At 71.9% G+C, this 13,554-nt stretch carries 12 protein-coding genes; 9 read left to right on the plus strand and 3 right to left on the minus strand.

The window, feature by feature from the left end; all coding sequences use genetic code 11:
- The first annotated feature begins 20 nt into the window (after positions 1-20).
- Complete coding sequence (locus OG410_RS12975; protein ID WP_329299272.1) at positions 21-1,415, plus strand: NAD(P)/FAD-dependent oxidoreductase; 1,395 nt, start codon at positions 21-23, stop codon at positions 1,413-1,415.
- A gap of 245 nt (positions 1,416-1,660) precedes the next feature.
- On the opposite strand, the gene OG410_RS12980 is transcribed toward OG410_RS12975, so the two are convergent.
- Positions 1,661-3,133 carry a regulator gene (locus OG410_RS12980; protein ID WP_329299273.1) on the minus strand — a complete coding sequence of 491 codons (1,473 nt, stop codon included), beginning with the start codon at positions 3,131-3,133 and terminating at the stop codon, positions 1,661-1,663.
- A gap of 331 nt (positions 3,134-3,464) precedes the next feature.
- Here OG410_RS12980 and lipB point away from each other — a divergent pair, with 331 nt between their 5' ends.
- The 4 genes from lipB to OG410_RS13000 all read left to right on the plus strand — a co-directional run bounded on the left by lipB (position 3,465) and on the right by OG410_RS13000 (position 6,694).
- Positions 3,465-4,271, plus strand: a complete 807-nt coding sequence (gene lipB / locus OG410_RS12985) for a lipoyl(octanoyl) transferase LipB (protein WP_329299274.1) — start codon at positions 3,465-3,467, stop codon at positions 4,269-4,271.
- A 169-nt stretch (positions 4,272-4,440) separates the two neighbouring features.
- Positions 4,441-5,406: a lipoyl synthase gene (gene lipA, locus OG410_RS12990; RefSeq protein WP_329299275.1), complete on the plus strand. Its 966-nt coding sequence runs from the start codon at positions 4,441-4,443 to the stop codon at positions 5,404-5,406.
- Between the two features lie 292 nt (positions 5,407-5,698).
- On the plus strand, positions 5,699-5,893 hold the full coding sequence (locus OG410_RS12995; protein ID WP_326788203.1) for an SCO2195 family GlnR-regulated protein: 195 nt from the start codon (positions 5,699-5,701) through the stop codon (positions 5,891-5,893).
- 102 nt (positions 5,894-5,995) lie between these two features.
- Positions 5,996-6,694, plus strand: coding sequence for a DUF4191 domain-containing protein (locus tag OG410_RS13000; RefSeq protein ID WP_328453233.1), 699 nt, complete (start codon positions 5,996-5,998; stop codon positions 6,692-6,694).
- Positions 6,695-7,440: 746 nt separating this feature from the next.
- Here OG410_RS13000 and OG410_RS13005 read toward each other — a convergent pair.
- Positions 7,441-7,908 carry an RDD family protein gene (locus OG410_RS13005; RefSeq protein ID WP_329299276.1) on the minus strand — a complete coding sequence of 156 codons (468 nt, stop codon included), beginning with the start codon at positions 7,906-7,908 and terminating at the stop codon, positions 7,441-7,443.
- A gap of 199 nt (positions 7,909-8,107) precedes the next feature.
- Between OG410_RS13005 and glnA the strand changes: the two genes are divergently transcribed.
- From glnA to OG410_RS13025, 4 genes are all read left to right on the plus strand, one after another.
- The gene (glnA, locus tag OG410_RS13010; protein WP_329299277.1) at positions 8,108-9,517 is read left to right on the plus strand and encodes a type I glutamate--ammonia ligase; all 1,410 of its coding nucleotides are present in this window, start codon (positions 8,108-8,110) and stop codon (positions 9,515-9,517) included.
- A 211-nt stretch (positions 9,518-9,728) separates the two neighbouring features.
- On the plus strand, positions 9,729-10,673 hold the full coding sequence (htpX, locus tag OG410_RS13015) for a zinc metalloprotease HtpX (RefSeq protein WP_329299278.1): 945 nt from the start codon (positions 9,729-9,731) through the stop codon (positions 10,671-10,673).
- A gap of 4 nt (positions 10,674-10,677) precedes the next feature.
- Positions 10,678-11,262 carry a PspA-associated protein PspAB gene (gene pspAB / locus OG410_RS13020; protein WP_329299279.1) on the plus strand — a complete coding sequence of 195 codons (585 nt, stop codon included), beginning with the start codon at positions 10,678-10,680 and terminating at the stop codon, positions 11,260-11,262.
- A gap of 121 nt (positions 11,263-11,383) precedes the next feature.
- Entirely contained in the window at positions 11,384-12,040 is a 657-nt protein-coding gene (locus OG410_RS13025; protein WP_329299280.1) for a DUF1269 domain-containing protein, read from the plus strand.
- A 154-nt stretch (positions 12,041-12,194) separates the two neighbouring features.
- Here the strand turns inward: OG410_RS13025 and OG410_RS13030 are convergent, their stop codons facing one another.
- Positions 12,195-13,553 (minus strand): DUF2252 domain-containing protein, encoded by a 1,359-nt coding sequence (locus OG410_RS13030; protein WP_329299281.1) that lies wholly within the window; start codon positions 13,551-13,553, stop codon positions 12,195-12,197.
- Between the last annotated feature and the right edge of the window lies 1 nt (position 13,554).

A 13,554-nucleotide genomic window follows, 5' to 3' on the forward strand; every position in this document is an offset into this window, starting at 1 on the left:
GCAACCTCGAGGAGGGGCACGTGCTAGAGCCCGCACGCCACGCCGCGCACACGGCACAGATCACGGAAGACGTCGACGTCGTCGTCGTGGGAGCCGGTGTCGCCGGCCTCGCGGCCGCACGGCATCTGACCGGGGCGGGGCTGAGGACCGCCGTCCTCGAGGCCGCCCCTCACGTCGGCGGCCGTATGTCCACGGAGAAGGTCGACGGCTTCCGGCTGGACCGGATCGGCCGGCTCCTGTCCACCTCGTACCCGGAACTGCGCCACACCCCGGGCCTGGACGGCCTCGTCCTGTGCCCGTTCTCGCCGGGCGTGCTGCTGCACAGCGACGGCCGGCGCCACCCCACGGGCACGCCCGGCACATCCCGGAGCGCGAGGGGCGCACTCACCACCGCGCGCGCCCTCGCGAGCGCCCCCCGGCTTCCGCTGCCCCGGCCCGCGCGCGGAACCACCCGCCCCGGCCCGCTCGGCAGCCCCCTCGACCAGTCCCGTCTCGGCGCCGCCCTCGCGCGCCTCGCCGCCACTCCGCCGGAGCGCCTGCTCGCCCGCCCCGACCTCACCGCGGCGAACGCGCTGACCGCCCGGGGGCTTCCGGCCCGTACGGTCGAGGCCTTTCTGCGCCCCCTTCTCGCGGCCCTGCTGTGCGACCCGGAGCTACGGACGTCGAGCCGCCTCGCCGACCTCGCGCTGCACTCCTTCGCGACGGGGAGGCTGTGTCTGCCCGAAGGCGGCGCGGACGCGCTCCCCGAGCTGCTCGCGGCCGCCCTTCCACCCGGCACCGTGCACACAGGCGTCGAGGTCACCGCCGTCTCCACGACCCGCGTCACGACGAAGGACCACGGTGAACTCCGTTGCCGGGCAATCCTGTTGGCGACCGGGGCACGTGCCGCCGCCCGGTTCCTGCCCGGACTGCACGTCCCCGCCTTCCATCCGGTGACCGTCCTGCACCACACCACCGACGAACCGCCGCTCACCGAGCCGGCGCTGCTCCTGGACGCCGACCGCGGCGGCCCGGTGGCGCACACGGCGGTCGTCAGCCAGGTCGACCCGACCCGGGCACCCGCGGGCCGCGCCCTGATCTCCTCGACCGTGCTCGGCACACCGCCCGCCGCGCCCCACCTGGACGCGACGGTCCGCGCCCAGCTCGCCCGCGTCTACGGCACGTCGACGACCCGCTGGGAACTGCTGGCGGTCCATCACGAGCCGGAAGCGGTCCCGGCGATGCCGCCGCCGCACGATCCGCGCCGCCCCGTACGGCTGCTCGCGGGCCTGTACGTGTGCGGTGACCACCGGGACACCGGCACGGTGCAGGGCGCGCTGCACTCGGCCCGGCGGGCCGCCCACGCCCTCCTGACGGACCTGGACGTCCGCGCGGCGGCCCCGTCGGCCGAGCCTCTGGAGTCCGCCGCCGCCTGACCCCGGGCTCCGGAACTCCGGCGCGGGGCTCCGGAGTTCCGGAGTTCCGGAGCCCCGGCGCGCGGGCCCCGCGGCCTCCGGGCACTCCCGGAGGCCGCGGACCCGGCTCCCGGCGGACCCGCCGCGCGAGGGCGGGCGCACCCCCGCCCCGGTGCGCGCATCGAGCTCCCCGGTCTCCGGTACCCCAGGCCGGAGACCGGGGACGCCCCGGCCCAGGGCCTGTCCGGCCGTTCCCGCCCGCGCGCTCAGCTCAGCGCGGCCACCTTGTCGCGATAGCCGCGGACGGGCGCGGCGTCCCTGTACGGTTCGAGCCGTTTCTCGAAGTCCCGTACGTACTCGACGGCCCGCGCCGACCGCATCTCCGCCGCCTGCCCCGCGGCCTCCGCGCCGAGCAGACAGGCCTGGTCGAGCTCGCCGAGCCCGAGCCGCGCCGAGGCGAGCACCACCCGGCAGAACAGCCGGCTGCGCGCGTAGCCGGGCGCCCGGAGCTGGAGCGAGCGCTCGGCGTGCTGCGCCGCCGCCCGGAACTGCTGAAGGTCCCGGTGGCAGTGCCCGAACTCGTCGGCGAGCTGCGCCTCGTCGAAGTAGCGGGCCCAGTGCGGGACCTCGTCGCCGGTCCGGGACGCCTCCAGCGCGCGTTCGGCCCGGACCAGCGAGGCCGTGCAGGCCCTCACCTCGCCCAGCACCCCGTGGCCGCGCGCCTCGACGGCGTGCAGCAGCGCCTGGACGACGTGCGGCCCCCCGGAGCCGAGACCCTGCTGCGCGACCCGCGCGAGCTGTACGGCCTCGCGCCCGTGCCCGAGGTAGACGGCCTGCCGGCTCATCGTGATGAGCACGTAGGAGCCGTACACCCGGTCGCCCGCCGCCTGCGCCAGGCGCAGCGCCTGGACGAAGTACCGCTGCGCGAGTCCGTGCGCGCCGATGTCGTACGACGTCCAGCCGGCGAGCCGGGTGAGGTCGGCGGCGGCCGCGAACAGGTGGCGGCCGGTCTGCTCGCCGTACACGCCGCGCAGCATGGGCTCGGCCTCGTGTTCCAGGTAGCGGACCAGTGCCTGGCGGGCGTGGCCGCCGCCGTAGGCGTGGTCGAGGGCGCGGAAGAGTTCGCCGACCGAGCGGAGCGCGGCGATGTCCCCGCCGCTGACCCGCTGGCCGGGGCCCCGCTCGGTCCGGCCGCGCCGGAAGCCGGATCCCCCCGGCTCGGGCGGCGCCGTGACCTTGGGCGAGGCCGGGCGGCCCTGGGCGGGGATGCGGGAGGGCTGCTCGCCGCGGGCGACCCGGTCGTCGGCCCGGCCGATCAGCCAGTCACGGCTGGGCACGACGAGCCCGGCCGGGGTGAAGGCGATCTTGCGGAGCTCTGCGTGGCTCCCGGAGTCCTTGCGCCACAGGCCGCTGACGATGTCCACGGCCTCCTCGGGGGTCGCGGCGAACTCCAGCCCCGCGTACACGGGCGCGCAGGCGTCGAGCCCGAGGTCCTGCGCGCTCAGGCGCCGGCCGAGGCGGCGGGTGAACACCTCGGCGATGAGCGCGGGGGTGGTCCCGCGGGGCTGCTGGCCCCGCAGCCACCGGGTCACCGATGTCTTGTCGTATCTCAGGTCCAGTCCGTGTTCGAGTCCGAGCTGGTCCACGCGACGGGCGAGACCTGCGTTGGAGAACCCCGCTTCTGCGATGAGCGCGGCGAGCTGTCGATTGGGCGTGCGCTGCGCGGGTCGTTCCGTCATCTGCGGTGCGGTCTCCTGCCTTCGGGTCTCCAAGGGGCTTCGGGGCGGCGTGGAACGTTCTTGCGCCTCCCCCGAGGCCTCCCTGTGCCCGGATTGCCTGTGAGCAGCCCTTATGGCCTAGTGAACGGCGCGAATGTAGCGGAGCGTGAGCACGTCATCGCACACATCGACATTCATTCATCCGATCGTGTGAGGATTAGCTGTCGGGCTGACGCGGATCCGGCGGACGTACAGTGGCGTGGGCGCGCGACGGACCTGACGAAAGGTTCCTCCGCGTCCCCCGCACGGGGACCACCACGTGTCCGAGGAAGCTTCTAGGGAGGCGCTTACCGTGAGTGAGTTGCGGTTCGTCCGCATGGGATTCGGTGCCGAGGCCGTCGAGTACCAGGAGGCGTGGGACGAGCAGCGCCGCGTGCACGCGGCCCGGTTCCTGGACGAGGTCCCCGACACCTGTCTGCTCCTGGAGCACCCCCCGGTGTACACCGCGGGCCGGCGCACGGCGGACAACGAGCGGCCCCTGGACGGCACTCCCGTCATCGACGTGGACCGCGGCGGCAAGATCACCTGGCACGGTCCGGGCCAGCTGGTCGGCTACCCCATCCAGAAGCTCCCGCGTCCCGTGGACGTCGTAGCCCACGTACGCCGTCTGGAAGAGGCGCTCATCCGCACCTGCGCGGAGTTCGGCCTGGAGACGAGCCGGGTCGAGGGCCGCAGCGGCGTCTGGATCCTCGGTGACGCCAAGGACCCCGCCCAGGGGGCCCCCGCGCTCGGGGGACTCTCCCTCGACTTCGACCCCCGGCTCCAGGACGAGGAGTTCGACCCCCGGCTCAACGGCCCGGAGTACGCCCCGTCCAACGCGGGCCAGCGCCGCGAGGACCGCAAGATCGCCGCGATCGGCATCCGCGTCGCCAAGGGCGTCACCATGCACGGCTTCGCGCTGAACGTGAACCCGGACAACGCCTGGTTCGACCGGATCATCCCGTGCGGCATCCGCGACGCGGGCGTCGCCTCGCTCGCGGGCGAGCTGGGCCGTGACGTGACCATCGACGAGGTCCTGCCGGTGGCCGAGAAGCACCTCGGGGACATCCTGGCGAACGCGGACCTGAAGCCGCGCGTCGTGGAACGCACCCCGGCGTAGAGCCGAGCCCGCGCGTCGTGGAAGGCACCCCGGGCCTGAGCCCGCGCCTCCACGGCGGAGACCCCTCGGGAATGCACCCCCGCTCCCGAAGGTTGCCCACCTCGGGGGCCGAGAACCGCACGGGCGTACCCTGGTGTACGCCGAAGAATCGAAGTTACAGGGAGCCGATGTGTCCGCAGTCGCACCCGACGGACGCAAGATGCTGCGCCTGGAGGTCCGGAACAGCCAGACCCCCATCGAGCGCAAGCCCGAGTGGATCAAGACCCGGGCGAAGATGGGCCCCGAGTACACGAAGATGCAGGCACTCGTGAAGAGCGAGGGCCTGCACACCGTCTGCCAGGAGGCGGGCTGTCCCAACATCTACGAATGCTGGGAAGACCGCGAGGCCACGTTCCTCATCGGCGGTGACCAGTGCACACGGCGCTGCGACTTCTGCCAGATCGACACCGGCAAGCCGGAGGCCCTGGACCGGGACGAGCCGCGCCGTGTCGGTGAGTCCGTCGTCACGATGGACCTGAACTACGCCACCATCACCGGCGTCGCCCGCGACGACCTGGAGGACGGCGGCGCCTGGCTGTACGCCGAGACGGTCCGCCAGATCCACGCGCAGACGGCCGGCCGCGAGGCCGGACGCACCAAGGTCGAACTGCTCGCCCCGGACTTCAACGCCGAGCCCGAGCAGCTCGCCGAGGTCTTCTCCTCGCGCCCCGAGGTCTTCGCGCACAACGTCGAGACGGTCCCGCGGATCTTCAAGCGGATCCGTCCGGGCTTCCGCTACGAGCGCTCGCTCAAGGTCATCACCGAGGCCCGTGACTACGGTCTGGTCACGAAATCGAACCTGATCCTCGGCATGGGCGAGACCCGCGAAGAGGTCAGCGAGGCGCTCCGGCAGCTGCACGGGGCGGGCTGCGAGCTCATCACGATCACGCAGTACCTGCGCCCCTCCGTGCGCCACCACCCCGTGGAGCGCTGGGTCAAGCCCCAGGAGTTCGTGGAGCTCAAGGAGGAGGCCGAGGAGATCGGCTTCTCCGGCGTCATGTCGGGCCCGCTGGTCCGCTCCTCGTACCGGGCCGGCCGCCTCTACCAGATGGCCATCGAGAAGCGCGGCGCGTACGTCGCCTCCCAGGCGGTCTGATCCCCCGAACGGCACACGTTGCGAAAGGAAAGCGGTGGCACCGAGTGCCACCGCTTTCGTGTGAATCCGCGCACAAGCAACTCGCCCTTCACAACGGCCCGTTCACACCCCCTCACGGCGTCCCCGCAGCTGAACGCGACGTCAGGAAGGGGGTAGGAAAACGACCCGCGGTATCAAGGTTTCATTGGTGTTTGACCGCTCGGTCACGTACTGGTAACACCAGTCAGTGACTCTGGTTCCACGTCACACACGTCCCCGTCCGAGCCGTCGATCCCTAGGGGGGATCTGCATCATGCAGGCCGCGCCCGTACGCGCCACCGCGATTCCGTCGTTCACCGATGCACTGCGTGCCGTCGAATCGCTGCTCATGAGCAGCGGGCAGCGCACCGCCCGCCGCAACGCCTGGACCTCCGTCCTGGAGGACCGCCGCCGCGCCAAGGACCGGGTCGAGGCGCAGCGCGTGCTGGAATCCGTCACCCGTTCCTGATCGGCGCCGGTCAGCGCCGGGCGATCCGGTCACGGCAGCCGCGGCCCCGCTCGCCCGGTACTGCCGTCGTCGGCACTTCGCGGGCCACGTAGACTCGTGGACATGGCGAGGAAGGAAACCGCAGCGGACGCTGCGAACCCCGGGCGACTCAAGCAGATCGCTCTGACGTACAAAATGACCCGCAAGGCCGATTCCAAGATCGGTCTTGTACTCGCGGCTGTCGGAATTCTCACCCTCGGTGTCTTCCTCGCGATCGGCTTCTTGATCGGCCACCCGGTCTATCTCGGCATTCTCGGGCTTCTGCTCGCCCTCCTCGCGACGGCGATCGTCTTCGGACGCAGGGCCGAGCGGGCCGCCTTCGGGCAGATGGAGGGCCAGCCGGGCGCGGCCGCGGCGGTGCTCGACAACGTCGGCCGAGGCTGGACCACGACCCCGGCGGTCGCGATGAACCGCAGCCAGGACGTGGTGCACCGCGCGGTCGGCAAGGCCGGCATCGTGCTGGTCGCCGAGGGCAACCCGAACCGGGTCAAGACCCTGCTGGCCGCCGAGAAGAAGAAGATGGCGCGGATCGTCTCGGACGTCCCGGTGCACGACATCCTCGTGGGCACCGGCGAGGGCCAGGTCGAGCTGAAGAAGCTCCGCACGACGATGCTGAAGCTGCCGCGTGTGCTCGCCGGCCCCCAGGTCACCGCGACCAACGACCGGCTGCGCGCGATGGGCGACCTGATGAGCAACATGCCGCTGCCGAAGGGCCCGATGCCCAAGGGCATGCGGATGCCGCGGGGCGGTCCCAAGCGGTGACGCTCGCGCCGGCTTGACCAGTCCTACGACGATGGGGCGCCCGGAATTCTCCGGGCGCCCCATCGTCGTTGCGGGCGCCCTCTCCGCGGGGCGGGGTTCTCCTCCGCCGGGCGGCGTCCCCACCGCGGGGCGAGCTTCTCCTCCGCGGGGGCAGGTCGGTCGTTCCCTCGTGGCGGGTCGTCCTTCGCCGGGGCGCGTTGCCCTTCACCAGGCCGGTGCCCCACCGTGGCAGGTGGCCCTTCGCCGGGCCGGTCGTTCCCTTACCGGGGCGGTGGCCCTTTGCCAGGGTCGGGTGCCCCACCGTGGCAGGTGGCCCTTCGCCGGGCCGGTCGTTCCCTTACCGGGGCGGTGGCCCTTTGCCAGGGTCGGGTGCCCCGCCGTGGCGGGTGGCCCTTTGTCGGAACGTGCAACCTTCGCCGCGCGGCAGGTACCCCTTCGCCCGGGCCGGTCGTCCGCTCACCGGGGCGGGTCGGTCTTCGCCAGGGTCGGTGGCCCGCCGTGGCCGGTGGCCGTTCGCCGGGCCGGTCGTTCCCTTACCGGGGCGGGTCACCCTTCGCCAGAGCGGTGCCCCGCCGTGGCCGGTGGCCGTTCGCCGGGGCGGGCGGCCTTCGCCGTGGCAGGTGGCCCTCCGCCGAGGCTGGTCGCCCTTCACCAGGCCGGTGCCCCGCCGTGGCGGGTGGCCCTTCCCCGTCGCCCGGTCGTTCACTCGTCGGGGTGGGGTCGGGCGGGGGGGGTGTGCGCCGGCGTCAGGTGCGGACTTCGATCGTGTGGGCCAGGCGGTCATGGAGGCCCCGGCCGTCGCGGTCCCAGATCAGGGCCGGAACGGCCACGCACAGGAGCGCGGTGCGCAGCAGGACGCGCAGCGGGTTCGGCCGCCCGCCGCCCTCGGCCACGACACGCAGACCCAGCAGACGCTTGCCCGGAGTGAAGCCGACGGAACCGACCGTGAGGACACCGAGAGCGAAGAAGACCAGCAGGGCCCAGTTGCCCGTAGCCTGGTCATAGCCGTCGGTGAGCAGCCCGTATGCGATCAGGAGGCACAGACCCCAGTCGACGGCGAGGGCGCCCATACGGCGTCCGGGGCGGGCGATCGAGCCCGGTCCGTGCTCCGGGAGACCGAGCTGTTCGCCCCGGTATCCGAAGTCGACACCGGCTTCCTCCGCAGCCGCGCGGGGGCCGGAGAGCCACGATCCGATTGCTTGCCTGTTGTCCACCCGTCCAAGGTACTGTGCCCGTTTTGCCATACGGACAGGAGGGGCCCGGAGGGCCGTGGTCGGTTAACTTGGGCGAAACAAATGGGTCACGCTGGAGAAATCCCCCGTCCCTATGGTCGGCCCCAGCGTGTGCCACCGCACTGGCCGCACGAACGAACTACCACCCCGGTCCACAGTGGGCGGGAGTAGGAGGAGCTGGATGTTCCAGAACGCCGACGAGGCCAAGAAGTTCATCGCGGACGAGGACGTCAAGTTCGTCGATGTCCGCTTCTGCGACCTGCCGGGTGTGATGCAGCACTTCACGATCCCGGCCGAGGCCTTCGACCCGACCGAGGAGCTCGCGTTCGACGGCTCCTCCATCCGCGGCTTCCAGGCCATCCACGAGTCCGACATGGCGCTCCGCGCCGACCTGTCCACCGCGCGCGTCGACCCCTTCCGCCGCGACAAGACGGTCAACATCAACTTCTTCATCCACGACCCGATCACGGGCGAGCAGTACTCCCGTGACCCGCGCAACGTGGCCAAGAAGGCCGAGGCCTACCTCGCGTCCACCGGCATCGCCGACACCGCGTACTTCGGCCCCGAGGCCGAGTTCTACGTCTTCGACAGCGTGCGCTTCAAGACCGCCGAGAACGAGTCCTTCTACCACATCGACTCCGAGGCCGGCGCCTGGAACACCGGCGCGCTCGAGGACAACCGCGGTTACAAGGTCCGCTACAAGGGCGGCTACTTCCCGACCCCGCCGGTCGACCACTTCGCCGACCTCCGTGCCGAGATCTCCCTGGAGCTGGCCGCGTCCGGCCTCCAGGTCGAGCGCCAGCACCACGAGGTGGGCACCGCCGGCCAGGCCGAGATCAACTACAAGTTCAACACGCTGCTCGCCGCGGCCGACGACCTCCAGCTCTTCAAGTACATCGTGAAGAACGTCGCCTGGCGCAACGGCAAGACCGCGACCTTCATGCCGAAGCCGATCTTCGGTGACAACGGCTCGGGCATGCACGTCCACCAGTCCCTGTGGAGTGGCGGCTCCCCGCTGTTCTACGACGAGGCCGGCTACGCGGGCCTGTCGGACATGGCCCGCTACTACATCGGCGGCATCCTCAAGCACGCCCCGTCGCTGCTCGCCTTCACCAACCCGACGGTGAACTCGTACCACCGCCTGGTCCCCGGCTTCGAGGCCCCGGTCAACCTGGTGTACTCGCAGCGCAACCGCTCCGCGGCCATGCGTATCCCGATCACCGGCTCGAACCCGAAGGCCAAGCGCGTCGAGTTCCGCGCGCCCGACTCCTCCGGCAACCCGTACCTGGCGTTCGCGGCCCTGCTGATGGCCGGTCTGGACGGCGTCAAGAACAAGATCGAGCCGGCCGAGCCGATCGACAAGGACCTCTACGAGCTGGCTCCCGAGGAGCACGCGAACGTCGCCCAGGTCCCGACCTCGCTCCCGGCCGTCCTCGACTCGCTGGAGCGCGACCACGAGTTCCTGCTCGCGGGCGACGTCTTCACGTCCGACCTGATCGAGACGTGGATCGACTACAAGCGCACGAACGAGATCGCGCCGCTCCAGCTGCGTCCGCACCCGCACGAGTTCGAGCTGTACTTCGACGTGTAAACCCGTCGCTCCAGCCGCACACGTCCTCGGCCGCGTCCTTCCTCCGGGAGGGGCGCGGCCGACGCGTTTCTCCCCGTCGGCAACGGGCGCGGGGCCGCGCGCCCAGGGGGAATTCCTTTGCCCACCGCGGGGCCTATCGGCACCTGTTCATGGGGAACCGCGGGCGCACAATGGAGAGCGGGACGAGTGCCCGACTGCAGGGTGGTGCGAGATGCGGAACCGATTCCGGAGCGATCGGCAGCTGACCGTGCGGATGACGGTCACGCTGTTCCTGCTCGGATTGCTGTACGTGGCCTTCGTCGCCGCGTTGATCGTGTTGCTGAAGTCGTGGGTGCTCGTCGTCGTGATCGCGGCCGGGCTCCTCGTCGCGCAGTACTGGTTCTCGGACCGGATCGCGCTGTACGCCATGCACGGACGGATCGTGGAGCGGGAGGAGTATCCCCAGCTCCACGGCGTCGTCGACCGGCTGTGCGCCGTGGCCGACATACCCAAGCCGCTGGTCGCAGTGTCGGACCTCGACATGCCGAACGCGTTCGCCACGGGGCGCAACGCCGATCACGCGGTCCTCTGCGTGACCACGGGGCTGCTGCGCCGCCTGGAGCCCGACGAACTGGAGGGCGTCCTCGCGCACGAGCTGTCGCACGTGGCGCACAAGGATGTCGCCGTGATCACCGTGGCGTCGTTCCTCGGGGTCCTCGCCGGGCTGATCGTGCGGTTCGCGTTCTACTCGCAGCTCTTCGGCGGGCGGGGCCAGAAGGACCAGAACACCGTGGCCGTGTTCGCCGTGGTGATGGCGGTGTCCGCGGCCGTGTACGCCATCAGTTTCATGCTGATCAGGGCGCTCTCCCGGTACCGCGAGCTGGCCGCCGACCGCTCCGCCGCCCTGCTCACGGGCCGCCCCTCGGCGCTGGCGTCCGCGCTGACCAAGGTGACCGGTGACATCGGCCGGATCCCGACGAAGGACCTGCGGACCGCGCAGGCCTTCAACGCCTTCTACTTCACCCCCGCGCTCGGCGCCCAGCCGGGCATCGCCAACCTGTTCTCCACCCACCCGAGCCTGGAGCAGCGGCTCGGACAACTGGCCCGCATCTCCGCCGAGCTGGGCGAGCCCGCGGTGCCGGACACGGGCGCCCCGGCTCCCGGAGAGGTTCTCTGACCGCATGGGGTTCCTCGACATCCTGCTCGGCCGCAGCAAGCCCGCCGCACCCGACCTCGACCGGCTCTTCGGCCTGCCGTCGGCGGCCGTGACCCTCCAGGCGGCGACCGGGTTCGTCCCGACCGGCACGGGAGCGGTGTGCTTCACCTCCGTCGAGGGCGGGGCCTTCGCCCAGGCCCGTCAGGAGGCACAGGACCTGCTGGACGCGGACACCGGGCGGACGGGCCCGAGGGTGGAACCGATCCGGGACGAGTACGGCTACTCGTGGCTGGTCTCCCGCCGGGCGCCCGACGACCTGCCGGCGCTGGTGAGCGATCTGCACGCGGTCAACAGCTCCCTGGAGGGCACCGGCTTCGGTCCCCAGCTCCTGTGCTCCGTGGTGGGTTTCGAGGACACCGGGCAGCGGCGGCTCGGTCTGGTCTATCTGTACAAGCGCGGGACCTTCTTTCCCTTCGCGCCGCTCGCCGACGGCGGCGAACGGCGCGACAACGCGCTCGAACTCCAGATCAAGGCGGCCCTGGCCGACGACCTGCGCATCGAGCAGGACCTCGCCCGCTGGTTCCCGATCTGGGGCGCCCCGGGGCTGTGACCGCGCCGGGTCCGTCATCACTTCCGGCGTTCCTGGCGGCGTAAAGGACGTACTTTTCCCCGACTGCACCCCTCCTCATGTCGCTATAAAGTCGTACGAAATCGACACAAGGGGTGCCCTCATGAGCAATCTGTTCGTCGTCGCCTACAACGATGTCGCCACCGCCGGCCGGGTACGCGACAAGCTGTTCGAGCTGTCGAAGCAGCATCTCGTCGAGCTGGAGGACGCGGTCGTCGTCGAGCGGAGCGAGGACGGCAGGATCAAGCTGCATCAGGCGGTCAGTCACACGGCCGTCGGCGCGGCCGGCGGCGCGCTGTGGGGCGGTGTCATCGGGCTGCTCTTCCTGGCGCCTCTGCTCGGTGCGGCGGTGGGCGCGGCGGCCGGTGCCGCCGGAGGCGCGATCACGGACACCGGCATCGACGACAAGTTCATGAAGGATCTCAGCCAGAATCTGCGGCCGGGCGCGGCCGCGCTGTTCGTCCTGGTCAAGCAGGCGGCCGGGGACAAGGTGATCCCGCAGATCGCCGAGTTCGGCGGCCAGTTGGTGCAGACCTCGCTGAGCCAGGACCAGGAGGACCACCTGCGCGAGGCGGTCGCCGCGGCCCGGGCGAAGGCGGCCGCCACCACCGCGCCGCCGGAAACGGGACCGGAAGCGGGCGGTACGGCCGCACCCGCGAAGGGCGCGCCGACGGCCGCCTCCGGGACGGGTGCCGCGGGCACGCCCGAACCGGCCGGCACCCCCGAACCGGACGCGAACGGCGCTCCCGCCTCTTCCTGAACCGAACGGGCTCCGCCGCCGGCCCGCCTCCCCCGAAAAGGAGCCGTCCGGCCACGGGACCACGCCGAGGACCGGCGCCGGCTCCTGGGCCTCGCCCTCTCCGGCCTCGGCGTCCCGGTGCGCGCGGCCGCCGGTGCCTGACCGGCCGGCGGCCTCACACCCCCGGAGTCGCCGGGACCACACCCGCGATGACCGCCGCGCCCAGAGCCGCGTGGTCGGTGGCGTTGCGGTCGGTGTAGCGCAGCGCGAAGTTCGCGACGGCCCGCTCGAAGGTGTCGGCGCCGCCGAGATAGGCGGCGATCGCCACGCGGTCGCCGGAGCGGGCGTGCGCGCGGGCCAGGGCGGTGCCGCACAGCCGGGCGTAGGCGCGCAGTTCACCAGGACTCATGCCGCCCACGTCCGCGCCGGCCTTCATGTCGTGGAGCTGGCGCCAGTAGAACGAGCGCCCTTCGGGGCCGGTCGTCCAGCCGAGGAAGACATCGCCCGCGGCCTGCATCAGCCGCTGGCCCGCGACGACCCGGCGCCCGGGATGGACGTACGGGCCGCTCGGCAGATGTTCTTCGAGTACGGACCGGCCCGCCTGCTTGATCTGTAGGAACAGCGGGTCGTCGGCGTCCCGCCCGGCGAGCAGCACGATGAAGCAGCGCGTGCCGACACTGCCCACGCCGACGATCTTGCGGGCCGCGTCGACGAACCGGTAGCGGTCCAGGAGCAGACGGCGTTCCTCGGGGAGTGTGGAGCGGTAGTCGCTGAAGATCTTGCGGAGCGAGGCCATGTCCATGGCTCCGGCCGGTTCCAGCAGGGGCGGGTCGTGGATGATGCGGCAGCGTCCGCCGACGGTCTCGGTGAGTTTGCCGAGGGCCTGGAGGCTGGTGCGGCGGCGGGCCCGGGTGAGGGTGGCCTCCGCGCGCCGGCGCCGGCGTCCCGAGCGGACCAGCGGCAGCAGCAGGTCGGCGTCGATGTGCTGGTACCAGACGGCCAGTTCGCCCTGCCGGGCCAGCCGTCGCACGGCCTCGCGGTACTGCCCGGCGGCGGCTCGTGCCGCGCCGAAGACGTGCTCCTCCTTGTGCCCGTTCTCCCGGGCCGCGACCGCGACGCTGGCCGCGAGGCGTTTGACGTCCCACTCGAAGGGGCCGGGGAAGGTCTCGTCGAAGTCGTTGAGGTCGAAGAGCAGGGAGCGTTCCGGGGCGGCGTACAGGCCGAAGTTCAGCAGGTGCGCGTCGCCGCACAGCTGGACGGTGAGCCCGGTGTGGGGCTGGGCGGCCAGGTCGGCCGCCATGACGGCGGCGCCCCCGCGCAGGAAGGCGAGCGGCGAAGCGGCCATCCGCGCGTACCGGATCGGCAGCAGTTCCGGAAGCCGGTCCCTGCCCTGCGCCTGGAGGAGGCCGACGGGGTCGGGGCGGTCGGCGGCGGGGATCCAGACGCCGTGCGCGGAACGGGGCACCAGTTTGCGGGCCGCCCGCCCCCGGGCCGCCCGGTCCGCCGTGGTGGCCGTGACGCTGTTGCGGAGCACG

Origin of the sequence: Streptomyces sp. NBC_00659 (assembly GCF_036226925.1) — a bacterium.
GTDB lineage: Bacteria > Actinomycetota > Actinomycetes > Streptomycetales > Streptomycetaceae > Streptomyces.